Annotated in this window: 19 protein-coding genes; 9 read left to right on the top strand and 10 right to left on the bottom strand. The window is 69.7% G+C overall.

The window, feature by feature from the left end; all coding sequences use genetic code 11:
• Positions 1–3 precede the first annotated feature (3 nt).
• The 5 genes from ABD108_RS18440 to ABD108_RS18420 form a co-directional block, all read right to left on the bottom strand.
• Complete coding sequence (locus tag ABD108_RS18440) at positions 4–1,962, bottom strand: YhgE/Pip domain-containing protein (RefSeq protein ID WP_220658491.1); 1,959 nt, start codon at positions 1,960–1,962, stop codon at positions 4–6.
• 83 nt (positions 1,963–2,045) lie between these two features.
• A complete protein-coding gene (locus tag ABD108_RS18435) occupies positions 2,046–2,711 on the bottom strand; it encodes a hypothetical protein (RefSeq protein WP_343931026.1) in 666 nt (221 codons plus the stop codon).
• A 125-nt stretch (positions 2,712–2,836) separates the two neighbouring features.
• On the bottom strand, positions 2,837–4,669 hold the full coding sequence (locus tag ABD108_RS18430) for an acyl-CoA dehydrogenase (RefSeq protein ID WP_220656834.1): 1,833 nt from the start codon (positions 4,667–4,669) through the stop codon (positions 2,837–2,839).
• Positions 4,670–4,808: 139 nt separating this feature from the next.
• Positions 4,809–5,546 (bottom strand): class I SAM-dependent methyltransferase, encoded by a 738-nt coding sequence (locus ABD108_RS18425; RefSeq protein WP_220656833.1) that lies wholly within the window; start codon positions 5,544–5,546, stop codon positions 4,809–4,811.
• Positions 5,543–6,313: a deoxyribonuclease IV gene (locus tag ABD108_RS18420; RefSeq protein WP_220656832.1), complete on the bottom strand. Its 771-nt coding sequence runs from the start codon at positions 6,311–6,313 to the stop codon at positions 5,543–5,545. The genes ABD108_RS18425 and ABD108_RS18420 overlap by 4 nt, the downstream gene beginning before the upstream one ends.
• A gap of 150 nt (positions 6,314–6,463) precedes the next feature.
• Here ABD108_RS18420 and ABD108_RS18415 point away from each other — a divergent pair, with 150 nt between their 5' ends.
• Entirely contained in the window at positions 6,464–7,663 is a 1,200-nt protein-coding gene (locus tag ABD108_RS18415; protein WP_343931025.1) for an alpha/beta hydrolase, read from the top strand.
• A 189-nt stretch (positions 7,664–7,852) separates the two neighbouring features.
• Here the strand turns inward: ABD108_RS18415 and ABD108_RS18410 are convergent, their stop codons facing one another.
• Positions 7,853–9,403 carry an MFS transporter gene (locus tag ABD108_RS18410; protein WP_343931024.1) on the bottom strand — a complete coding sequence of 517 codons (1,551 nt, stop codon included), beginning with the start codon at positions 9,401–9,403 and terminating at the stop codon, positions 7,853–7,855.
• Between the two features lie 99 nt (positions 9,404–9,502).
• Here ABD108_RS18410 and ABD108_RS18405 point away from each other — a divergent pair, with 99 nt between their 5' ends.
• The 5 genes from ABD108_RS18405 (at position 9,503) to ABD108_RS18385 (ending at position 14,570) form a co-directional block, all read left to right on the top strand.
• On the top strand, positions 9,503–10,045 hold the full coding sequence (locus ABD108_RS18405) for a TetR/AcrR family transcriptional regulator (RefSeq protein WP_220656829.1): 543 nt from the start codon (positions 9,503–9,505) through the stop codon (positions 10,043–10,045).
• A gap of 64 nt (positions 10,046–10,109) precedes the next feature.
• Positions 10,110–11,054: a TIGR03564 family F420-dependent LLM class oxidoreductase gene (locus ABD108_RS18400; protein ID WP_343931023.1), complete on the top strand. Its 945-nt coding sequence runs from the start codon at positions 10,110–10,112 to the stop codon at positions 11,052–11,054.
• Between the two features lie 54 nt (positions 11,055–11,108).
• Positions 11,109–11,879, top strand: a complete 771-nt coding sequence (locus ABD108_RS18395) for an SDR family oxidoreductase (RefSeq protein WP_220656827.1) — start codon at positions 11,109–11,111, stop codon at positions 11,877–11,879.
• A gap of 60 nt (positions 11,880–11,939) precedes the next feature.
• Entirely contained in the window at positions 11,940–13,583 is a 1,644-nt protein-coding gene (locus tag ABD108_RS18390) for a long-chain fatty acid--CoA ligase (protein WP_255585553.1), read from the top strand.
• A 126-nt stretch (positions 13,584–13,709) separates the two neighbouring features.
• Positions 13,710–14,570, top strand: a complete 861-nt coding sequence (locus ABD108_RS18385; RefSeq protein WP_343931022.1) for a M23 family metallopeptidase — start codon at positions 13,710–13,712, stop codon at positions 14,568–14,570.
• Positions 14,571–14,582: 12 nt separating this feature from the next.
• On the opposite strand, the gene ABD108_RS18380 is transcribed toward ABD108_RS18385, so the two are convergent.
• Together ABD108_RS18380 and glsA are read right to left on the bottom strand one after the other, a co-directional pair.
• Positions 14,583–15,080 carry a hypothetical protein gene (locus ABD108_RS18380; RefSeq protein ID WP_305110307.1) on the bottom strand — a complete coding sequence of 166 codons (498 nt, stop codon included), beginning with the start codon at positions 15,078–15,080 and terminating at the stop codon, positions 14,583–14,585.
• Positions 15,081–15,103: 23 nt separating this feature from the next.
• Positions 15,104–16,342 (bottom strand): glutaminase A, encoded by a 1,239-nt coding sequence (glsA, locus tag ABD108_RS18375; RefSeq protein ID WP_220656824.1) that lies wholly within the window; start codon positions 16,340–16,342, stop codon positions 15,104–15,106.
• A 148-nt stretch (positions 16,343–16,490) separates the two neighbouring features.
• Between glsA and ABD108_RS18370 the strand changes: the two genes are divergently transcribed.
• Positions 16,491–17,876, top strand: coding sequence for an aspartate aminotransferase family protein (locus tag ABD108_RS18370; protein ID WP_343931021.1), 1,386 nt, complete (start codon positions 16,491–16,493; stop codon positions 17,874–17,876).
• Between the two features lie 17 nt (positions 17,877–17,893).
• Positions 17,894–18,385: an SRPBCC family protein gene (locus ABD108_RS18365; protein ID WP_220656822.1), complete on the top strand. Its 492-nt coding sequence runs from the start codon at positions 17,894–17,896 to the stop codon at positions 18,383–18,385.
• Between the two features lie 29 nt (positions 18,386–18,414).
• Here ABD108_RS18365 and ABD108_RS18360 read toward each other — a convergent pair whose 3' ends face one another.
• A complete protein-coding gene (locus tag ABD108_RS18360) occupies positions 18,415–19,239 on the bottom strand; it encodes a trypsin-like peptidase domain-containing protein (RefSeq protein ID WP_305110305.1) in 825 nt (274 codons plus the stop codon).
• On the bottom strand, positions 19,239–20,789 hold the full coding sequence (locus tag ABD108_RS18355; RefSeq protein ID WP_343931020.1) for an alpha/beta fold hydrolase: 1,551 nt from the start codon (positions 20,787–20,789) through the stop codon (positions 19,239–19,241). Before ABD108_RS18355 ends, ABD108_RS18360 begins: the two co-directional genes overlap by 1 nt.
• Positions 20,790–21,057: 268 nt before the next feature.
• Here ABD108_RS18355 and ABD108_RS18350 point away from each other — a divergent pair, with 268 nt between their 5' ends.
• A complete protein-coding gene (locus tag ABD108_RS18350) occupies positions 21,058–22,512 on the top strand; it encodes a catalase (RefSeq protein WP_343931019.1) in 1,455 nt (484 codons plus the stop codon).
• Positions 22,513–22,521 lie beyond the last annotated feature (9 nt).

Below are 22,521 nucleotides of genomic sequence, written 5' to 3'. Positions count from 1 at the left end.
GGGTCAGATCTTGATCGGGGGCATCAGGCGGTCCAGGGTCCACAGCCGGTTCCGTCGCGCCGAGAGCGAGGAGATCGTCACCGAGGCGACCCACAGGAACACCAGCACGGCCACCGCCTGCCACAGCCGGTGATCGATGCCGCCGGACACCAGCTGCCGCAATCCGTTCACGCCGTAGGTCATCGGGTCGTACTTGTGCAGTATCTGGAACGGTCTGGCCGTAGTCTCCACCGGATACATGCCGCCGGAGCTCACCAACTGCAGCATCAGCAGCGCCATGATCAGCACGCGGCCCACCGCGGGACCCACGAGGGCGTTCACCGCCTGCGTGAAGGCCACGAAGGCCAATGACACCCCCATCATGAAGAACAGCATCCCCACCGGGTGCGCCACCTGCAGGCCCAGCGCGAATCGCACCACGCAGTACAGGATCACGGCCTGGCACAGGGCGATCGCGGCGGCCGGCTGATAGCTGGCCATCACCACGCGGATCGCCAGTACCTCTGCGGCGATCGGACGGTTCTGCAAGGGCCGGAACACCATCCACAGCACCAGCGCGCCGAAGAACAAGGCCAGGGTGAGGAAGAAGGGCGCCATGCCGGTGCCGAAGTTCGGAGCCCGGTTCTCGTGCGTCGCATCGAGCTGCACGGGCCCGCCGATGGTCGAGGCCACCTGGGAGGTCTGCTCCTGCGACCACTTCGGCACCGATTGCGCGCCCTCGTCGAGCTTCGTGGCCAGCTCGCGGCTGCCGTCACGCAACTGGACCGTGCCGGAGGAGAGCTGTCCGGCACCCGCCGAGAGCTGGGTGATGCCGCTGTCGAGCTGTGCGTTTCCCGCGGCGACCTGTGCGGCACCGTCGCGCAACTGGCTGAGCTTGGCGGTCAGGTCCTCGCCCGTGCCGCCCACCTTCGCCAGCACCGTCTGCAACGGGCTGCCCGGTGTGCGCAACTGCTCGGTGAGGGCGATCGCCCCGTTCTGCGCGGCGATGATCTGCTGCTTGGTCTGCTCGGTCACCGAGGCCTGGGCGAGCTGACCTCGCACCGTGCGCAGCGTGTCCGCCGATTGCCGCGCGGCCGGATCGGGGCTCGCGGCCAGCTGACGGATCGCGGCGTCGATCCCCGCCAGCACGGTGTCCTGGGACTTGACGAAAACCCCCGCCTTATCGGCCGCCTCCACCAGTGCGGTGGCGCTCTGCTGCAGCTCGGCGGTGTTACCGCCCAGGCCGGACAATGCGCGGGTCACCGCGATGATCGGATCGGTGGCCTGATTGATGCCGTCGGAGAGCTGCTGCGATCCCGTTTTCAGCTGCGCCGAACCGGTTTTCGCGGTGGCCAGGCCGTCGGCGAGCTTGGCGGCACCGTCGTTCGCGGTCACCAGGCCGTCGGCCAGTTTCCCGGCACCGTCGGCGGCCTGCTCGATCCCCGATCCGGCGGTGATCATCATCGACAGCACCTGGTTCACCGCCTGGCCGGAGATGCGGGTGGAGACGGCGTTGAGCACCTGCGCCATCGCGGTCTGGCCGATGGTGGAGCTGATGTAGTTGTTGGCGTCGTTGTAGACGGCCTTGAGCTGCGCCTTCTCGGGCTTGCCCGACATCGGCGAGGCGATCGCCGAGGAGAAGTTCTCCGGCAGCTCCAGCATGAAGTAGTAGGTGCCGTCCTTGACGCCCTGCCGCGCCTGCTCGGGCGAGACGATGTTCCAGTCCAGGCTCTTGTCGTCCTTGAGCGACTTCTCGACCTCGGCGCCGGCGTTGATCTTCTGGTCCTTGACCGTGGTGCCCTTGTCGGCGTTGACCAGTGCGACGGGCATCTTGTTGACGTTGCCGAAGGGATCCCAGAACGCCCACAGGTACAGCGCGCCGTACACCAGCGGCAGCAGCATCAGCACCACGATCGCGGCACGCGTCATGCGGCTGCGGCCGAACCGCTTGATCTCCGAACCGAAGGCCAGTCCGGCCGCGATCGGGACGAGCGACTGCTTCGACGAGAGGTACTTCTTCTCCCCTTCGGGGGTGTCCGTATCGGGCTTCTCGTTCTCGGGCATCGTCAGTCCTTCCGGAGTGCGCGGCGGTCGTGATCGGTGTGCGCGGGCGCATCGCCGCCCAGGGGATTGGTGACGCCGACGATCACCGTGTAGCGGGCTGCGATCGCACCCAGGCGTTGCACGGCCTCGGCGCGACCGGGGTTGTCGCGCACCTGCTCCAGATCGCCCACGATCACGATGGGGCGGTCGCTCAGCAGGGCCAGCGTGATGCGCAGCAGGAGCTGCTGCAGATCGCTCAGCTCCACGATGAGGTCGGTGGGGGCGGGCCGGTCGACGGGGCCGAACACCTGGTCCATCTCGAGCCGGCCCGCGCTCAGCGGCACCATCGAGTACCAGGGCGCCAGCCACCGCCGCTGTTCGGCGAGCACGGTCTCCACGGTCACGGAGTCGTCCAGCTCGTCGATGCCCTCGAATCCGGCGATGGCGCAGTGCTTGCGGATCGCGGCCGGCGTGGTGTCACCCATCACCTGGACGGTGCCGGTGCTGGGCTTCAGCCGTCCGGCGAGCGTGAGCAGGAGCGCGTTCTGCTCCGGTCCGGCCGGCATCTGGATGGCGTGGAAACCCGGGGCGATCTCCAGGTCGATGCCCTGGAACAACGGCCCGTGTTCCCCGTCGACACCCAGATCGGTGGCTCTGATCTGGACGTCGTCCGGCTGTGCATCCGCCATGAGAGTCTCCGCTGTTCGAGGGCGCAGGTCAGGTGTCGATCCTACGGTGGAGGAACGAGGGCGCCCCGACCGCCACGTGTCGTGGTGGTCGGGGCGCCCGTCGAATCAGAGGCCGGAGGCGGCTATCAGAACGCGGCCTCGTCCAGCTCCATCGCCTGGTTGTCGACAGCGGCGACGATGTCCTTGACCGAGGTCAGCAGCGGCAGCATGTTCGCGGCGAAGAACTTCGCGACACCCACCTTGCCCTCGTAGAAGGACTTGTCGGCGCCGGTCGCGCCACCGTCGAGCTTGGCCTGCGCGATGACGGCCTGGTGCAGCAGGCGCCAGCCGATCATCAGGTCGCCGAAGGCCATCAGGAAGCGCACCGAGCCGAGGCCCACCTTGTACAGCTCCTTGGGCTCCTCCTGCGAGGCGAGCGCGAAACCGGTGAGCGTGGCGGCCATGGCCTGCACGTCCTCGGCGGCGGTCTTCAGCAGGGCGACGTCGGCGGCGAAGGGGCCGCCGGCGTTGGCCTCGATGAACTTGGTGATCTCGCCGGCCACGTGGCCCAGGGCGGCGCCGCGGTCCCGGAGGATCTTGCGGAAGAAGAAGTCCTGCGCCTGGATGGCGGTGGTGCCCTCGTACAGCGAGTCGATCTTCGAGTCGCGGACGTACTGCTCGATCGGGTAGTCCTGCAGGAAGCCCGAACCACCGAAGGTCTGCAGCGACTCGGTGCCGAGCAGCGTGAAGGCACGCTCGGAGCCGACGCCCTTGACGATCGGGAGCAGCAGGTCGTTGACCTTGTAGGCCATCTCCTCGTCGGCACCCGAGACCGGGGTCGCGGTGCGGACGTCCTGGTGCGCGGCGGTGTACAGGTACACGGCGCGCAGGCCCTCGGCGTAGGCCTTCTGGGTGAGCAGCGAGCGGCGCACGTCCGGGTGGTGCGTGATGGTCACGCGCGGCGCGGTCTTATCGGCCATCTGGGTCAGGTCGGCGCCCTGCACACGCTGCTTGGCGTAGTCCAGCGCGTTGAGGTAACCGGTGGACAGGGTGCCGATGGCCTTGGTGCCCACCATCATGCGGGCGTGCTCGATGACCTTGAACATCTGCGCGATGCCCTTGATCTCCTCGCCCACGAGCCAGCCCTTGGCCGGGATGCCGTGGCCACCGAAGGTGAGCTCACAGGTGGTCGAGGACTTGATGCCCATCTTGTGCTCGACGTTGGTCACGAAGGCGCCGTTGTGCTCGCCCAGGTTGCCATTCTCGTCGAAGTGGTACTTCGGCACGAAGTACAGGCCGAGGCCCTTGGTGCCGGGGGCGCCGCCCTCGGGGCGGGCCAGCACGAGGTGGAAGGTGGACTCGAACATGTCGTCCACGGTCGCCGAGGTGATGAAGCGCTTCACACCCTCGATGTGCCAGGAGCCGTCCTCCTGCTTGATGGCCTTGGTGCGGCCCGCGCCCACGTCCGAGCCGGCGTCCGGCTCGGTGAGCACCATGGTGGCGTTCCAGTTGCGGTCGGCCGCGATCTTGGCCCACTTCTTCTGCTCGTCGGTGCCCTCGTCGAACAGGATCTGCGCGAAGCCGGGGCCGGCGGCGAACATGAAGATGGGCGGGTTGGCGCCGAGGAACAGCTCACCGATGCCCCAGTACAGCGAGCGGGGCACGTCGGTGCCGCCCAGCTCGTCGTTCAGGCCCAGGTAGGCCCAGCCGCCGTCGGCGAAGATCGCCTGCGACTTCTTGAAGGCCTCGTTGATCTTGGCCTCGTGGGTCTCGGGGTCGAAGACCGGCGGGTTGCGGTCGGCCTCGGCGAAGGACTCGGCGATGGGGCCCTCAGCCTGACGGGCCGCCTCGCGCAGCATCTCCTTGGCGGTGTCCGCGTCGAGGTCTCCGTACGCGCCGGACGCCAGCACCTCGCCGACACCGAGATCCTCGAAGAGGTTGAACTCGATGTCGCGCACGTTGCTCTTGTAATGGCCCATGGGGCTGTTCCACCTTCGTGATTCGAGCTGATGTGTTGCAAGCTGTCGTTACCAGCCAGTAAGTTACCAGTCGGTAATAACTGAATATTATCGCGCCCGCCTCGTGCGAACAAGTGCAAGCACTCCGGCGCGATTCAGGTCACTGCCAGCGACGGCGCGCACGTACCGCGAGGTCAACCCCCGTTCCGTGGTGCGGATCACTTTCTCGCCACTCGACGTGCTCGACCACCATGTCCTCCGGCAGGGCGGCGGACACCTCGGCGGCGCCGAAGGTGGGCAGCCCGTCGTGGCCCTCCAGGCGCTCATGCGCCAGCAACAGCAGCAGCCCGCCGGGAGCGAGTGCCCCGGCGACCTTGGCGATCGCCGCCGCACGCTGCTCGGGTTCGGGGTGCACGTAGGCCCACAGGGCGAGGTCGAAGGGCTGGTTCGGGATCTCGTCGACGGTCACGTCGAGCGGGGTCCAGTGCAGGCGGGCGCGGACGGTGCGCGGTTGCCGCGCGGCCACGGTGGCCGCCTTGTCGAGGCCCACCCGGGAGAAGTCGATCGCGGTCACGTCCCAGGCACGGGTGGCGAGCCACAGCGCGTGCCGGCCCTCGCCGGCGCCCACGTCGAGCGCCCGACCGGGAGGCAGGATCGTCACCTGCTCGACGATCCACGGGTCCGGCGGCGCCCCCCACACCAGGTCGGTGGAGCGGTAGCGGGCGTCCCAGGCGTCCGCGTCCCGGATCTGGTTCTCCTCGCGCGCGAGCGCCGCGGGCGCGAGCGGCCCGATGCCGCCCTCCTCACGTTCCTGATCGCTCCGGTCGATCCCGTCGGGGACGGCGACGGTGTCGGGAGCGGCGTGCTTCGGTGCGCCGCCGCCGTCGGGGGTGCTCACAGCAGGGCCTCCTTGAGGTAGGCGACGTCGTCGGCGAGGCCGTCGGCCGGGGTCTCCAGGATGACCGGTGCGCCCGCGGCGCGGGCCACATCGGCCAGCAGATCGGGATCGATGGTGCCGTCCTGCAGGTTCGCGTGCCGGTCCCGTGCGGAATCGAACTCGTCGCGGGAGTTGTTCAGGTGCACCAGGTCGATCCGGCCGGTGATCGCCAGGACCCGCTCGACGATGCCGAGCAGCTCCTCGCCGCCGGCCCACGCGTGGCAGGTGTCCAGGCAGAAGCCGGCGCCCTGATCGCCCACGGCGTCCCACAGCCGGGCGATGGTGTCGAGCTGCCGCGCGATCGCGCCGTCGCCGCCCGCGGTGTTCTCGATGAGGATCGGCACGCCGAAGCCGCCCTTGTCCTCCTGCCGGGTGAACAGCTTGCGCCAGTTGTCGATTCCGCCCTGCAGGTCTTCCCCCTCGCGCAGGTGCCCACCGTGCACCACGAGCCCGAAGGCGCCGAGCTCGGCCGCCGCGGCGGCCTGCTGTTCCACGGCCTTGCGGGAGGGCATCCGGAGCCGGTTGTTCAGGCTGGCCACGTTGATCACGTACGCCGAGTGCACCACGATCTCCAGCGGGGAGTCGCGCAGCGCCTGGGCCTGCGGATGCGGCTCCGGCTTCTTCCAGCTCTGCGGGTCCGCGACGAACATCTGGATCACGTCCACACCGAGGCTCTCCGCGGTCTCGACGGGATGGGTGTCGCTGCGGACGTGGGCACCGATACGCATGGCTCCAGCCTATTGCCCCGCGGCGGTCGCTGGCGAGGGAGCGCACAACTGCGACGGAGTGCCTGTGGAGGACCGCGGTCCTGTGGACGGAGCCGCGCCCGCGCCGTGTGGGACCGGGTCCGTCCGATGATCGCGGCCTAGCGTGGCGCCATGGCGGAGGACGTGGCGCTGCGGGCGCCGGAGACGTGGCGGGGTGCGGCGGCGCAGGCGTACGACCGCTGGTCGGGGTACGAGGCGCGGGCGGCGGCCGAACTCGACGCCGCGCTCCGGCGCGCGGAGGCGGAGATCGCGCGGGCGGGACCGGGACTCGCGGAGCGGCTCGCGGCCATCGAGCTACCCGCGGCGGTGGCACCGGGTGCACCGCCGGCACCCGCGCCTCGCGCACCCGCGCCGCGCACCCCGTCGGCTGTGGCCCGGGACCGCGACAACCGTGCCCGCCTGGCAGCGGATCTGCAGCGGCTGCGGTCCGGCGGCCGGACCTTCGCGGCGCACCGCCGGCTGCTGGCCACGGCCGAATCGGCGGCCGGCCGGTTGGCGGAGTTGGACCGCACCGTCGACCCGATCACGGGCGCGTCCGTGCCCGTGCACCTGCTCACCTACGACCCGCACGCCTTCCGTGGCGACGGTGCGGTGGTGGTGGCGATCGGCGATCTGGCCGCCGCCGATCACGTGGGCGTCCTGGTACCCGGAATGGGGACCACCGCCGCCTCGCTCGGCGCGGTGGGCGGCGGGGCGGCGCAGCTGTACGCGGCGGCCCGCCGGGCGGACCCGGGAGCGGCGGTGGCGACGGTCGCGTGGATCGGGTACGACGCACCGTCGGGGCGCGGCGCCCTCGCGCAGGTGAGCACCACCCGCTCCGCGGAGCGCGGTGCGGCGCTGCTGCGCGACGATCTGGCCGCGTTGGGTCGGCTGAGCCCCGCCGGTTCCCGCACCGTGGTCTTCGGACACAGCTACGGATCGACCACGGCGGCGATCGCGGGACGGGGCGGCGCACTGTCCGGCACCGTCGATGCGATGGTGCTCTTCGGTTCTCCCGGAACCGGACCCGTGCACCGCGCGGCGGAGCTCGGGCTGGCCGAGGGGGTCTACGTGGCGCGTGATCCCGACGATCCGGTCCCGCCGGGCACCTTCCTCGCGCGTGCCCTCGGCGTGGCGCTCGGTGCGGCGCCGGGGCTGACCGGATTCGGCGTCGGGAACGATCCGGCGGCGGAGTCCTTCGGGGCGAAGGCGATCACCGTCGAGGGTCCGACCGGGCCGCGGGGCGCGCACTCCGGCTACCTCGACCCGGGTTCGCCCGCCCTCGCCGAATTCGGCAGGGTCCTGGCGGGACGGTCCGGCGATGCCGGGTGACGAGGTGCGGTTGAGCGATCTGGACTCTCTCGCACGCCGCTGGGAGGCCGCGGCCGCGGAGCGCGACGCCGCGGCGCGGGCCTGGTCCGCGGCTTCGGCTCCCGGGACGGCGGAATTCGCCGCCCGCGCCGCCGCAGCGCTCACCGAGTACGCGGCGGTCGCGCGTGCTGCGGCGCAACGGATCCGGGACTACCGGGACTCGGTCGCCGCGGTCGACGATGCCGGGACGCGCAGCGTGTACCAGGCGATCGCGGCGGCGGCCAGCATGAGTACCGCGCCGATCGAGGAGGTGATCACCACGCCGGTCTCGAAGGCCTGATCCGCGGCACCGATCAGCGCCGACCCGATGTCTGCGGGGAGTTGCCCGGCCACGTGATGCGCGCCGGCCAGGGTCTCCGATGCGGCCGCCGCCTGCGCGGCGTCCATCCCGGCGGGCAGTGCGAGATTCGCGGTGTAGGCGCCGGCCAGGATCGAACCCAGCACGGCGGTGCCGAGCACCGTGCCCATCTCGTAGGCGGTCTCCGAGACCGCCGACGCCGCCCCCGCCTTCTCGGCCGGTACCGACGAGACGATGAGGTCGTTAGAGATCGTCTCCGTGGCACCGACGCCCATGCCCAGCAGGGCGAAGGCGCCCAGGATCACCGTCACCGAATCGGGGGAGGCGAACAACGCGATGAGCACGTAGGCCACGGCCGCCAGCGTGAGGCCGCCGGCCACCACGACCGCGGGCGCGATGTGCCGCACCACGCGCACCACCACCAGGCCCGCGACCATCGTGGCGAGCATGCCGGGCAGCAGCGCGATCGCGGCCTGCATCGGGCTCTGTCCGATCACCAGCTGCAGGTGCTGGCTGATGAAGAACATGAAGCCGATCAGCGAGAACACCGCGAGCAGGTTCACCGCCACCGAACCGGAGAACTGCCGGTTGCGGAACAACCGCATGTCCAGCATCGGATCGGGCCGGCGCAACTGGCGCCGCACGAAGGCGACGGTGGCGATCACGCCGATCAGCGCCGGCACCAGGGTGTTCACCAGATCGCCGCCCTTGGCCAGGCTCTTGACCGCGTAGACGATCGGCGTGAGCGCGAGCAGCGAGAGCACGATGCTGACGGGGTCGATCCGGCCCGGCGCGGGATCGCGCGACTCCGGGATGAAGACGGGCGCCAGGGCCAGCAGCGGGATCAGCACCGGCACCGCGAGCAGGAACACCGAGCCCCACCAGAAGTACTCCAGCAGTAGGCCGCCCACGATGGGACCCAGCGCGGCACCGGCCGCGAAGCAGGACGCCCACACGGCGATCGCGAGCCGCCGCTGGTTCGCGTCCACGAAGATGTTGCGCAGCAGCGAGAGCGTGGACGGCATCAGCATGGCGCCGAAGAAGCCCAGGCCGGCGCGGGCCGCGATGAGCGCGCCCGCCGTGGGGGAGTACGCCGCCACCACGGACATGGCCGCGAAGCCGGTGGCGCCGATCAGGAGCAGACGACGGCGGCCGAACCGGTCGCCCAGGCTGCCCATCGACACCAGCAGCCCGGCGAGCACCAGCGGGTACACGTCGATGATCCACAGCTGCTGCGCGGCGGTGGGGCCGAGGGTGGCGGCGATCGAGGGGAGCGCGAAACCGAGCACCGTGCCGTCCACCGAGACCAGCAGGACCGGCAGCATCAACACCGCCAATGCGCACCAGTCGCGCATCGTGGCCCGCGGCGTCGCCGTCGAGGTCGGGGTGGTGAGGGTGGTCATGTCGCACGTCCGTCGGTAGTGATGAATGATTCGCATCGTTACTGTACCAACTGGACGGTATAGAAACCAGTGCGCGTGACCACGGTTACCATTCGTGCTGTGCCACCCCCACCCGCAGCCCGCGCCAAACTGCTCGACGCCTACGTGCGGATCCTCATCGAGCACGGTGAGCGCGCGGCCACCCTCGAAGCGGTCGCCGCGGAGGCGGGCGTGAGCAAGGGCGGACTCCTCTACCACTTCGGCTCCAAGGACGCCCTGGTGGAGGGCCTGATCGGGCGGCTGGACGAGCTGGTCGACGACGACGTCGAGCTGATGCGCGCGGCGCCCGAGGGGGCCGTGGACTACTACGTGCGCACCTCGAACTACGCCGATACCCCGCTCGATCGCACGATCGTCGCGGTGCTGCGGCTGAGCCAGGTGGCCAATGCTCGCGCGCAGGAGGCCATCCAGTCGATGCAGCAGCGCTGGCTGGCCACGCTCACCGAGCAGGTGTCCGACGAGGCCGCCGCCCGCGCGGTGATCCTCATGGGCGACGGGCTCTACTACAACGCCGCACTCAGCGGCGGCCGGCACGTGGCCACCGATGAGCAGATCGAAGAACTCCTCGCGCTGGTCCGGCACATGCTCGACGCGCCGCGCTGATCCTTTCGGCTTGCGCTGAGGAAATCGGTGGCCGCCGCGCACCGTCGGCGGCAGCATGGGCGGCATGACCTCCCGGCTGAGCGTGGACATCGGCGTCGCACTGTGGCAGCGCGAGGGCACTGCGAACCACGTGGCCGATCTGGTCGATCAGTCCCGCGGGTTGTACGAGCGCGGCATCCCCGCGGTGTGGTTCGGCCAGCGTCAGGACCACGATGCGACCACCGTCGCCGCCGTGGTCGGTGCCGCCGTGCCGGGGCTGCGGGTGGGCACCTCGGTGGTGCCGCTCGGTCCGCGCCATCCGATCATGCTCGGGAGTCAGGCGCAGACGGCGAATGCGGCGAGCGGTGGCCGGTTCACGCTCGGCGTCGGCGTGGCCGGTTCCGAGCGCGACGCCGCGACCTTCGGGGTGCGCATCGCGCGGCCGATCGCGCACCTGCGCGAGGCGCTCGCCGTGCTCGACGCCTACCGGGGGATGGGCACCGTCGACCATGCTGGCCCGCACCTGGTGGCGCACACGCCGGTCCCGTCGCAGATCGCCGGCGGCGGCGGATTCGGACTGCTCGTGGCGGCGCTGGGGGAACAGGCCCTGCGGGTCACGGGCGAGCTCGCCGACGGCTCGATCCCGTTCCTGACCGGCCCGCGCACCATCGCGGACCGGGTGGTGCCGGGCCTGCTCGCCGGATCCGATGGGGCACCGCGCCGAGTGGTGGCGGGTGTGGTCGCGATCGTGACCGACGATGCCGACGGCGTGCGCGAGATCGTCCGTCCCGCACTGGATTTCTACGCCACCATCCCCTCGTACCGGTCGGTGCTGGCGGCCGAGGGAGCCGCGCACCCGATCGACCTCGCGCTCATCGGCGACGAGGACGAGGTGGCGGCCGGACTGCGCAGGTACGTCGATGCCGGTGCCACCGAGCTGTACGTCACCCAGACCGATCTCGGCGGTCGCCGCGCGCAGCAGCGCACCTGGGATCTCCTGGCGGGCCTGACCCGGACCGCACCTAATTGAGTGTTGTTCAGTAGGGCCTTTACCGTGCCCTGACCGGCAGGTAGGTTGGTGGCCATGCCATCGATCTTCATCTCCGGAGGCGCGTCCGGAATCGGCCGTGCCACCGCTCTGCGCTTCCTGTCCGAGGGCTGGACCGTCGGCGTGTACGACGTCAACCAGACCGCACTCGATGAACTCAAGGCGGAGCACCCGGAGATCGTGACCGGCACGCTGGACGTCCGGGACTTCCGGCAGTGGGAGCAGGCCCTCGCCGACTTCGCCACCCACACCGGCGGCACCCTCACCGTGCTCGACAACAACGCCGGCGTCCTGTTCAGCGGCGACCTCGACGAGATCACCCCCGAGCAGATCAAGCTGCAGATCGACATCGACGCGCTCGGCGTCACCTACGGCGCGAAAGCCGCCCTGCCCTACCTCACCGGGGTGAAGGGCGCCCACCTGGTGAACATCAGCTCGGCCTCGGCGATCTACGGCCAGCCGGGCATCGCCACCTACAGCGCCGCCAAGTTCTACGTCTCCGGTTTCACCGAGGCGCTCGAACTCGAGTGGGAGAAGCACGGGATCCGGGTGGTCGCGATCTGGCCGCTGTGGGCCAAGACCGCGCTCGCCGAGACCGACGCGAAGAGCACCCGCACCCTCGGAGTGAACATCACCCCCGAGGAGGTGGCCGATCAGGTGTGGAACTCGGTGCACCCCGGTGTGCAACTGCCGTACCTTCCGCGCGTGCACTATTCCGTCGGAACTCTCACCACGGTGCTGTCCAATTCGAGTAAATTCGCACCGCGCGCCATCGTGCGCCTGATCAACCGGATCACCAGCCAGTAACAGCCGGCCGGTCCGCACCAGATTTCGTCGAGATCTTCGTCAGAAGGAGTCCACCCCACCGTGATTGCGACCACGATGCAGGATGGTGAGCTGAGCATCGCTCGGCTCGTCGAGTACAGCCGCCGCGTTTTCCCCGAGGCCAAGATCACCACCTGGACCGGTACCGAGCTCCGCGACGCCTCGTTCGCCGAGATCGGCGACAAGGCGGCGCAGCTGGCGCACGCGCTCACCAAGCTGGGCGTGCAGCGCGGCGATCGCGTGGCCACCTTCATGTGGAACAACAACGAGCACCAGGTGGCCTACGCGGGCGTGCCCGCGATGGGTGCGGTGCTGCACACGCTGAACCTGCGACTCTCGCCCGAGCAGGCCGTCTTCATCATCAAGCAGGCCGACGACAAGGTGATCCTGGTGGACGCCTCGGTCGCGCCGCTGCTCTCGAAGTACATCGCCGCCACCCCGAACGTGCAGCACGTGATCGTGACGAACGGCCCGAAGGAGGCGCTGGAGGCGCCCGAGGGCATCACCGTGCACAGCCTCGACGAGCTGCTCGACGGCGAGCCGACCACCTTCGACTGGCCCGAGATCGACGAGCGCGACCCGGCGGTCATGTGTTACACCTCGGGCACCACGGGCGACCCCAAGGGCGTGGTCTACAGCCACCGCAGCATCTGGCTGCACTCGATGCAGGTCAACTCCAGCTCGGGAATGTCTCTGGGCAACGCGGATTCGGTGCTCGCCATCGTCCCGATGTTCCACGTGATGTCGTGGGGCCTGCCCTACGCCGCGATGATGGGCGGCATCACCCTGGTGATGCCCGACCGCTTCCTGCAGCCGGAGCCGCTGCTGCAGATCATGGCCGCCGCGAAGCCCACCTTCGCCGCCGCCGTGCCCACCATCTGGCAGGGCGTGGCCGCGCAGCTCGCCGCGACGCCGCAGGACATCTCGCACCTGCGTGAGGTGGTCGTCGGCGGTGCCGCCGTGCCCCCGTCGATGATCCGGGCCTTCGACAAGCTGGGCACCCGCATCGTGCACGCCTGGGGCATGACGGAGACCTCGCCGCTCGGCTCGGTCTCGCGGCCGCCCTTCGGCATCGAGGACGAGGACAAGGAGTTCGCCTACCGCGTCACGCAGGGCCGCTTCCCCGCCTCGGTGCAGGCGCGGCTCATCGACGACGAGGGCAACGAGCAGCCCTGGGACGGTGAGTCCTCCGGCGAGCTCGAGGTGCGCGGCCCCTGGATCACCGGCGCCTACTACTCGCCCGAGGGGAACGTGGTGGACGAGTCCAAGTTCCACGACGGCTGGCTGCGCACCGGCGATGTCGCGAGCATCAGCCCCGACGGCTTCATGACCATCCGCGACCGCACCAAGGACATGATCAAGACCGGTGGCGAGTGGATCAGCTCCGTCGAGCTGGAGAACACCGTGATGAGCAACCCGACGATCGCCGAGGCGGCCGTGGTCGGCGTGCCCGACGACAAGTGGGACGAGCGTCCCTTCGTGCTGGCGGTGGTGAAGGACCCGGCCGATGCGGACGCCGAGAAGCAGCGCGCCTTCCTCGCGGATCTGTTGCCCAAGTGGCAGATTCCGGAGCGCTGGGCCTTCGTCGCCGAGGTGCCGAAGACCTCGGTGGGCAAGTTCGACAAGAAGCTGATCCGCGCCGAGTACGCCGACGACGCCTACCCGGTGGTCGATTCGCGCGCCTGATCGACGGATCGACGAAGCCCGCGACAGTCGCGCAGACTGTCGCGGGCTTCGTCGTCCCGGGGCCCGGGCGGCGTGGCCCCCGTCTGATAGTCTGAAAATCCGGAATTACGGATGATTGGAGTCGGGATGTTCGCGCAGCTGTGGACCACCGCCTACCGCTGGCGCGCCGTCCTGGTCCTCGCCGGCGCCCTGGTCTTCCTGGCCTCGGCGATCCTCACCACCGATCCGCAGATCCCCGGCGTCGCCGCAGTCGCAGTCGCGATCGGGGTGGTGGCGGGCTTCTCCCGGCCGGTCGAGGCCGAGGACGATCCGTCCCGCACCGTCGCCTCGCCGGTCGGCGGGCGCTGGCTCGCGGTGAACAGCCCGTCGAGCAGGGTCCCGAGCCACGGAGTCCGGGCCTACGGGCAGGCCTATGCGATCGACCTCGCGCGATGGCCCGACGAGGGCGGCATGGACTGGGGTACCGGGTGGGCGCGGCCGGACACCATCGCCGGCTTCGGTGACCCCGTGCACGCGATGGTCGACGGCGAGGTGGTCCGGGCGTCCGGGTGGCGGTGCGACCACCGGTGCCGCACATCGAAACTCGCGACGGCCTACCTGATGCTCGAGGGCGTGATCCGCGAGCTCGGCGGTCCGGGATGGATCGTGGGCAACCACGTGATCGTGCGATCCGACGACGGTGCCTTCGCCATGGTGGCGCACCTGCGCCGGGGATCGCTGCGGGTGCGCGTGGGGGACCGGGTGCGCGCGGGCGAGGTGATCGCGGCGTGCGGCAACTCCGGTAATTCCTCGGTGCCGCATGTGCACGCGCAGCTCATGGACCGCGCATCCGTGAGCATCGCGCTCGGGCTGCCGCTGCGACTGCGCGATGTCGCGGTCGAACCTGCGGACGCCGACCTGCCCGACGGTGTGACCGCGGCACCGCCGAGCGACCCGTACCCCGGGGTGCCGGCCGACGGTGAGCTGCTGGTCGCCCGCCCCGGGTAGGTGGACGCCCCGTCAGCCCTCGTCGAGGCCGAAGGTCAGCTCCGGCGCCAGCACCCGGGCGAAGTCCGCGTCCGTGAGGAAGCGCAGATCGTCGATCCCGGCGATCGCGGCGAAGAGCGCGAAATACCGGTCCTCCGAGTGCTTCTCGCCCACCACCTCGGGAGCGGACTCCTGCGGCAGCGGTGTCCCCGACTGATCGGAGAAGCCGTCGTCCGTCTCACCCACGCGGCGCACCAGGGCGCCGTCGCGGAAGACCTCGATGCCGTAGGCGCCGCCGGTGTTCCCGATCATCACGCTGGTGACCGGTACGCCGACCTGCGCGGCGAACCGTTGCACCGCATCCGGATCGAGCACGCCGCCGCTCACCACCGCCGTGCCGGCGCCGACGGTGCCCGCCCAGGCGTCGTCGTCGCCCGCCGGGTCCTGCCGCCGGTCGTCGCCGAGGATCAGGGCGCCTCCCGCGTCCGGTCCCGGTGCCGCGATGTGCAGAATCGATACGTTCCATCCCATGACGTTCCCCCTGGTCTCGGTGGCTAGCCGGGCAGCAGGCCCGACGGGTCGACGATGACCACGCGGGCCCCGTAGCCCACGTCGGCGACGAGCTGGTTGATCAGGTACGCCGAGACGACGCTGATCCGGGTGGCGTTGGTGAGGTCGAGGATCACCGTGTTGCCCTGCTGCACGCGTCCTGCGCGCAGCGCCTCGTGCACCACCTCCTCGACCGCCACGAAGTCCACCTCGCCACGCAGCTTCAGCGTGATGTGGCCCGTCGACGGATCGGTGGTGATGCTCTCCAGCGCGCTCACCGGTGTCATCGGGCGGTCCAGCAGGTGCAGGCCGAACTCACTGCTCATCTTCTGCAGCACCGCCACCCCGCGCGCCGAGTTCCCGGCCTCGTCGAGCGGCGGCGAGAAGACGCCCACGCCGTACTCGCCCGGGGCCGCCGCGACGATGCCGCCGCCGACGCCGGACTTGGCCGGGATGCCCACCGAGCACATCCACGCGCCGGACCGGTCGTACATGCCGCAGCCCGTCATCACCGACAGCGTGTGCCGGGCCACCACGGTGTCCACCACGCGTTCGCCGGTGCACGGGTTCACCCCGCCGTTCGCCAGGGTGGCGCCCATGACGGCGATGTCGTGCGCATCGACCAGCAGCGAGCACTGCCGGAAGTACGGATCGAGCGCGTCCTCGACCGGGACCCGCAGGGCATTGGTCGATTTCGCGAGTGCGGCGAGCGCCAGATTGCGGAAGCCGGTCTCGGACTCGGACTTGTACACCGACTCGTCGAGTTCGAGGTCGCGGCCGGCGAAGCGAGACAGGCCCGCCCGGATCTTCTCGTAGCGTTCGGGGCCGCTGTCCGCGGGGATGAGCGAGGTGGACACGATCGCGCCGGCGTTGATGAGCGGATTCTCCGGGCGGCCCGACGGGTCGAAGCTGATCGCGTTGAAGGCCTCGCCGCTGGGCTCGACACCGATCCGCTCGCACACCGCGGTGGTGCCCAGCTCCTGCAGCGCCAGGGCGTACACGAAGGGCTTGGACATCGACTGGATGGTGAACTGCACCCGGTAGTCGCCGGTGGCGTAGCTGTGCCCGCGCACCGATACGGCCGCGATGCCGAACTGGTCCGGGTCGACCTTCGCCAGCTGCGGGATGTAGTCGGCCACGTGGCCGGGGTGGTCCTCCCGGCGCACGTCGTCGAGCACGCGTGCCATGGCGGCGTTGACGGGGTTGTCGGTGCTGATGGAATCGCCGATCGTTTGCTCAGGCATACCTCGAAGCTAGCGAAGATGTCCGGTGGACGCTGGCCGGTCCGTAGCTCTGCGACAGAGGTGAGTATCGTGCTACGTACCGCGACGAAACCCAGGTGAGCAGCGCAGACCAGCCGATATCGCCGTCGAATTACATGGAGAAATTGATATGACTGAACTGCTACCCGACGGCAGGACCATCGACGAGGCGACCGCCGCCGGAGCGCGCGCCCACGAGCTGGACCGCGCGCACGTCTTCCACTCCTGGTCGGCCCAGGCCCAGATCAACCCGATGACGATCGTCGCCACCGAGGGCTCCTACGTGTGGGACGGGCAGGGCAACAAGCTGCTCGACTTCAGCTCACAGATGGTGAACACCAACATCGGGCACCAGCACCCGAAGGTCGTGGCCGCGATCGCCGAGCAGGCCGCGAAGATCTGCACCATCGCGCCGCAGCACGTCAACGAGGCCCGCAGCGAGGCCGCCCGCCTCATCGCCGAGCGCACCCCCGGTGATCTGGACAAGGTCTTCTTCACCAACGGCGGTGCGGACGCCAACGAGCACGCCATCCGGATGGCGCGTGTGCACACCGGCCGGCAGAAGGTGCTCAGCCGCTACCGCAGCTACCACGGCGGCACCGAGCTGTCGATCAACGTCACCGGCGACACCCGCCGGTTCGCCAACGACCACGGCGCCCAGGCGGTGGCGCACTTCGACGGGCCGTTCCTGTACCGCAGCTCCTTCTACGCCGAGACCGAGGAGCAGGAGAGCCAGCGCGCGCTCGAGCACCTGGAGCGCACCATCGTGCTCGAGGGCCCCGGCACCATCGCGGCGATCATCCTCGAGTCCATCCCCGGCACCCCCGGCATCATGGTGCCCCCGCCCGGCTACCTGGCGGGTGTGCGCGAGCTGTGCACCAAGTACGGCATCGTGATGATCGCCGACGAGGTGATGTCCGGCTTCGGCCGCACCGGCAAGTGGTTCGCCATCGAGCACGGCGCCACCGCCGCCGGCCCCGTGGTGCCCGATCTGCTGACCTTCGCCAAGGGCGTGAACAGCGGATACGTCCCGCTCGGCGGCGTCGCGATCGGCGCGGAGATCGCCGCGACCTTCGCCGACAAGCCCTACCCGGGCGGCCTCACCTACTCGGGCCACCCGCTGGCTACCGCCTCGGCGGTCGCGACCATCAACGCCATGACCGAGGAGCGCATGGTGGAGAACGCCGCGCAGATCGGCGACGAGGTGATCCGGCCGACCCTCGAGGAGTTCAAGGCCAAGCACCCGTCCGTGGGCGATGTGCGCGGCGAGGGCGTCTTCTTCGCGATCGAGCTGGTCCGCGATCGGGACACGCGTGAGCCGCTCGCGCCGTACGGTGGCAGCAGCCCCGCGATGAACGAGACCGTCGCGGCCCTCAAGAAGGGTGGCCTGCTGCCCTTCGCCAACTACAACCGCATCCACGTGGTGCCGCCGTGCAACGTCTCCGTCGACGAGGCCCGTGAGGGCCTGGCGATCATCGACGACGCGCTGAACGTGGCCGACGCGCACACCGTCTGACCGAGCCAGGAGACGTCATGCCCGCTCTCAAACCCGTCCTGCCCGCCGATCTGACCCCGGGGAACCCCGGCGTCTACGAGTTCTCCGTGCGGTCGGCGCGCCCCGTCGAGTGGGTGTGGGGCGAGCTGACCTCCGATACCCCGCTGCACTGGTGCAACGGGATCCGCAAGATCGAGTGGACCAGCCCGCGGCCCTTCGCCGCGGGCTCCACCCGCACCGTGACGCTCGGTCCCGGCATCAGCGCCGACGAGATCTTCTACTCCTGGGAGGAGTCGGAGGACCTCTGCGAGAAGGCCTTCTACGTGCAGTCCGCGACCGCACCCGGCCTCTCCCGGCTCGCCGAGAAGTACCGGGTGGAGGCGCTGCCTGAGGGTGGATCGCTGTTCACCTGGACGCTGCTCATCGAGCCGGTCGGCGGCGCCAAGGTGATCGGGCTCAGCGGACTGCCCGTGGGGCTCGTGGTGAAGTGGCTGCAGCGCGACACCGAGAAGTACCTGGGATCGGCCTAAGCCCGTCCTGGTCCTGGTCCCGGTCCCGATCACGGCTTCGGTAGGGAGCACCCCTCCTTGCCGAGGTCGAGTCGGGTGCCGGTGAGGCAGGAGACCAGGCCGCGCACCGGTGGCGCGTAGCCGGTTCCCCGGCTCACCGTGACGACGCCCTCCCGGCTCACCTCGCAGGGCTCGTTCCGGGTGCACTGCCCGCCGGAGGTGTTGTGCGAGTTGTTGATCCCGATGATCTGCGCCTTCTCGTCCAGTACCGGCGCACCCGAGGTGCCCGCCACCGTGTCGCACTCCGGGCTGTAGGCGAGCACATCGTTCGTCTGCAGACCCATCTCCATCACCGTGGGGACGGTGCGCGCCACCGTGCAGCGGTAGGGCTTGGTGGGAGTGGCGACGGTGATCCGCTCGCCCGTCTCGGGCCTGCGGTCGCTGAGGCGGAAGGGTTTGATGCCGCGATCCGCGAGATCGCCGTAGGTCCGCTGGAGCCGGAACAGCGCGACATCGGTGCCGGTCATGGTCCAGTAGAGGCGGCGGTCCACCTGGGCCGCGACCCCGGGGGTAGCGGAGCCGGTGGAGATCACCGCCGAAGCCTGCCCGGGTTGGTCGACATTGGCGCGCCCGTACACGGCGCGATCGGTATCGCAGTGCCCATTGGTGAGGAACAGGGCGGCGTCGGACGGCCGCGCACCGTCGACGGCCACGACCGAGCCGGCGCAGCCCCCGTCGAAAGAAGCCAGTCCGACGGTGCTCGCCGGATCCGTCGCCGTCTCGACCGAGGCGCTCTCGCCTGCGGTGCCGCACGCGCTGATCGCGAACAGGGCGACGCCGAACGCGGCCAGGGCCGTGCGGGTCCGGGTGATCATCACTGGAGTTTCCCTTCCTCGGTGAGACATTCGCCGTCACGGGCATCACCGCCGCGCAGGAACTGCGTGATGCGGTCGGCGCCGCACTGCGTGAAGATGGTGCCGCTGTGCCGCCCGTCGTTCACGGTGAGCAGGGATCCGCGCAGCACCTTTTTGGCGTTGGTGGCCCACGAGTACGGAGTGGAGCGTTCGTAGCGGTGCCCGCCGAGCATGAGGGGGCTGGAGCTGGTGATCGATCCCCAGTCGGGGCGGTCGGCGGGGTAGGGCCATCCGAGGCAGATCGTGCTGGGGTAGGTCGGTGCCGCTGCCAGGGAATCCTTCGGTACCTCGGACTGCAGTCGGGTGTACTGCGACCAGGTCTCGTCGGTATCGCGCCCGCCCGCGGTGAAGCCGCAGTAGATGGGCAGGTAGGTGTCTCCCTCGCCGGGCGCCACGTCGACGGTGGCGGGGGGTGCGGGAATCGGGGCGGGCGTGGCCGGGTCGCTCTTCCCCGATGTCAGCGCCGAGGGAAGGCCGCCGTCGCGGATCTGCAGGAGATCATTGGCCGCGTCGATGGCCCGGCCGGACATGATGGTGTCGATCACCGTGGTGCGATCGGCGCGGGGCCCGGCACCGGATGCGGCGTCGATCCGGCGCACCGCATCGTCGGCGAGCCGGAGAACGGTCCGTCGGACGTCGTCGGCGGTGGCTCCGAACCCGTACGCGGCGTTCTGCGCCGCCAGTTCATCGAGGAGTTTGTCGCGCAGCATCACGTCGGTGTCGTAGTCGGAGCGTTTCGCGCCCGCGGCGGTCATCTCCGGGTCCACGGGGGAGTCGAGCCACATGCGGGATACGCGATCGTCGAAGAGGGCGCGATAGGTCATCCCCACGACGGTGCCGTAGGAGACGCCGTAGAAGGCCACCTTGTCCACCTTCAGACGATCGCGGATGCGGTCGATGTCGCGCGCGATCGTCGGTGTGGTCAATGTGCGGGTGAAGTCGGGTTGGCACCGGGCCACAGCCTGATTCGCCGCGGCCTTCGCGGCGGCCTCGGCGCGGAACCGGGCCTCGGTCGGGTCGTCGGTGCCCTCGCTCGGCGGGGCCCCGCAGAGGTACGGATCGCTCTTGCCGAGGCCCCGGTAGTCCAGGCTCACGGTGTCGTATTCGCGGACCACCTCGCCGATCGGCCGGGACGCCAGCTCGATCGGATAGGTGAGCGACGGTCCGCCGGGGCCGCCGCTGTGAGTCATGAGGACCCCGCGGCTGCGACCCGGATCGGAGGCCGGCAGACGGGAGAAGGCGACCCTGGTGGTGGGGCCGTCGGGCTTGGCGTAATCGACGGGCACATCGAGGAACCCGCACTCCAACTGGGCCGCGAGCTCGGGGGACAGCTGGTACTTCTTCACGTCGTCGCCGAAGCCCGGGACGACCTCCGAGCACGTGCGCAGGCCGGGGTCGGGCGGAGGCGCCGCGCTCGGTGGTGCGGCGGAGACCGTGAGTGGGGCCGCGGTGGTGGACAGCAGGACCGCGACGGCGGCGATCGCTCTGACACGGTGTCGGCGGAGTTCCATGCTCGTGAGCGTTCCGCGCGCCGGCATCGGGAGTGTCGTATCCGAGTAACAGCAGGGTAATAGGTTGGTCGGAACCGTGATCGATTGTCATGCAATTGCATTCGACGCACGCCTTCGATCGTTCCGGTAGGGTCGGATGTATAACAGGTTGTGGGAACGGCATAAGCCCGACCGGTCGATCGACGCACTGCTCAGCTCTCCGACAGCCCGGACTGCAGCGCTTCCTTCGGCTCATCGGCCGTCCCCGCTCATCAGTGGAGGAGAAGCCATGACGGATCATCGCAACTACACCACCACCGACTCCGGGGCCCCGGCGGGCAGTGACCAGCATTCGCTCACCGTCGGCGCCGGCGGACCGATCGTGCTGCACGACCACTATCTGATCGAGCAGATGGCGCAGTTCAATCGCGAGCGCATCCCCGAGCGGCAGCCGCACGCGAAGGGCAGCGGTGCTTTCGGCACTTTCGAAACCACCGCCGACGTATCGGATTACACGTGCGCCTCACTGTTCCAGCAGGGCACCCGGACGGACATGGTGGCCCGGTTCTCCACCGTGGCCGGGGAGCGCGGTAGCGCGGACACCTGGCGCGACCCTCGGGGTTTCGCGCTGAAGTTCTACACCGACGAGGGCGTCTACGACCTGGTCGGCAACAACACGCCGGTCTTCTTCATCAAGGACCCGTTGAAGTTCCAGCACTTCATCCGGTCGCAGAAGCGCCGGGCCGACAACAACCTGCGCGACCACGACATGCAGTGGGACTTCTGGACCCTCTCGCCGGAGTCCTCCCACCAGGTCACCTGGCTCATGGGCGACCGCGGCATCCCGAAGAGCTGGCGGCACATGAACGGCTACGGCTCGCACACCTACCTGTGGGTGAACGGCACCGGCGTCAAGCACTGGGTGAAGTACCACTTCATCTCCGATCAGGGTGTCGAGCACCTGACACAGGACGAGGCGGACCGCCTGGCAGGCGCCGACGGCGATTTCCACGTGCGGGATCTGTTCGATGCGATCCGCGACGGAGACCACCCGAGCTGGACGCTCAAGGTGCAGATCATGCCCTTCGAGGACGCGAAGACCTACCGGTACAACCCGTTCGACCTGACCAAGGTGTGGCCGCACAGCGACTACCCGCTGCAGGAGGTCGGGAAGATGACGCTGCACACGAACCCGACCGACAATCACGCACAGATCGAGCAGGCGGCGTTCGAACCGAACAACCTCGTTCCGGGGATCGGGCTCAGCCCCGACCGGATGCTGCTGGGGCGTGTCTTCGCCTACGCCGATGCGCACCGCGCGCGGCTCGGAGCGAACTACAAGCAGATCCCGGTGAACGCGCCCCGCAACGAGGTGCGCAGCTACTCCAAGGACGGTGCCATGCGCATCGATCCGGTGCGGGACCCGGTGTACGCCCCGAATTCGAAGGGCGGCCCCAGCGCGGACTACCCCGGGCAGGCGGAGCCGCAGTGGGCCGCGGACGGGGAGATCGTGCGCACCGCCTACGTCGACCACCCCGAGGACGACGACTTCTCCCAGCCCCGCATGCTGATTCGCGATGTGATGGACGATGCCGCCCGCGAGCGCCTCGTCGACAACGTGGCCGGCCACCTCCTCGACGGGGTGAGCCGGCCCGTGCTCCAGCGCGCCTTCGAGTACTGGAAGAACATCGATCCCGAGACCGGAGCGCGGATCGAGCGCGCGGTCGAGGCCGGCGCGAGCTGACCCGCGGGT

Source organism: Tsukamurella strandjordii (genome assembly GCF_039525985.1).
Lineage (GTDB): Bacteria > Actinomycetota > Actinomycetes > Mycobacteriales > Mycobacteriaceae > Tsukamurella > Tsukamurella strandjordii.
This window is presented reverse-complemented; position numbering and strand designations above follow the sequence as displayed.

Excerpts from the sequence above, each read along its gene's own strand:
- ABD108_RS18435 (WP_343931026.1), bottom strand. The coding sequence starts at position 2,711 with ATGGCGGATGCACAGCCGGACGACGTCCAGATCAGAGCCACCGATCTG.
- ABD108_RS18430 (WP_220656834.1), bottom strand. The coding sequence starts at position 4,669 with ATGGGCCATTACAAGAGCAACGTGCGCGACATCGAGTTCAACCTCTTC.
- ABD108_RS18420 (WP_220656832.1), bottom strand. The coding sequence starts at position 6,313 with ATGCGTATCGGTGCCCACGTCCGCAGCGACACCCATCCCGTCGAGACC.
- ABD108_RS18415 (WP_343931025.1), top strand. The coding sequence starts at position 6,464 with ATGGCGGAGGACGTGGCGCTGCGGGCGCCGGAGACGTGGCGGGGTGCG.
- ABD108_RS18410 (WP_343931024.1), bottom strand. The coding sequence starts at position 9,403 with ATGACCACCCTCACCACCCCGACCTCGACGGCGACGCCGCGGGCCACG.
- ABD108_RS18400 (WP_343931023.1), top strand. The coding sequence starts at position 10,110 with ATGACCTCCCGGCTGAGCGTGGACATCGGCGTCGCACTGTGGCAGCGC.
- ABD108_RS18395 (WP_220656827.1), top strand. The coding sequence starts at position 11,109 with ATGCCATCGATCTTCATCTCCGGAGGCGCGTCCGGAATCGGCCGTGCC.
- ABD108_RS18385 (WP_343931022.1), top strand. The coding sequence starts at position 13,710 with ATGTTCGCGCAGCTGTGGACCACCGCCTACCGCTGGCGCGCCGTCCTG.
- ABD108_RS18380 (WP_305110307.1), bottom strand. The coding sequence starts at position 15,080 with ATGGGATGGAACGTATCGATTCTGCACATCGCGGCACCGGGACCGGAC.
- glsA (WP_220656824.1), bottom strand. The coding sequence starts at position 16,342 with ATGCCTGAGCAAACGATCGGCGATTCCATCAGCACCGACAACCCCGTC.
- ABD108_RS18370 (WP_343931021.1), top strand. The coding sequence starts at position 16,491 with ATGACTGAACTGCTACCCGACGGCAGGACCATCGACGAGGCGACCGCC.
- ABD108_RS18365 (WP_220656822.1), top strand. The coding sequence starts at position 17,894 with ATGCCCGCTCTCAAACCCGTCCTGCCCGCCGATCTGACCCCGGGGAAC.
- ABD108_RS18360 (WP_305110305.1), bottom strand. The coding sequence starts at position 19,239 with ATGATCACCCGGACCCGCACGGCCCTGGCCGCGTTCGGCGTCGCCCTG.
- ABD108_RS18355 (WP_343931020.1), bottom strand. The coding sequence starts at position 20,789 with ATGGAACTCCGCCGACACCGTGTCAGAGCGATCGCCGCCGTCGCGGTC.
- ABD108_RS18350 (WP_343931019.1), top strand. The coding sequence starts at position 21,058 with ATGACGGATCATCGCAACTACACCACCACCGACTCCGGGGCCCCGGCG.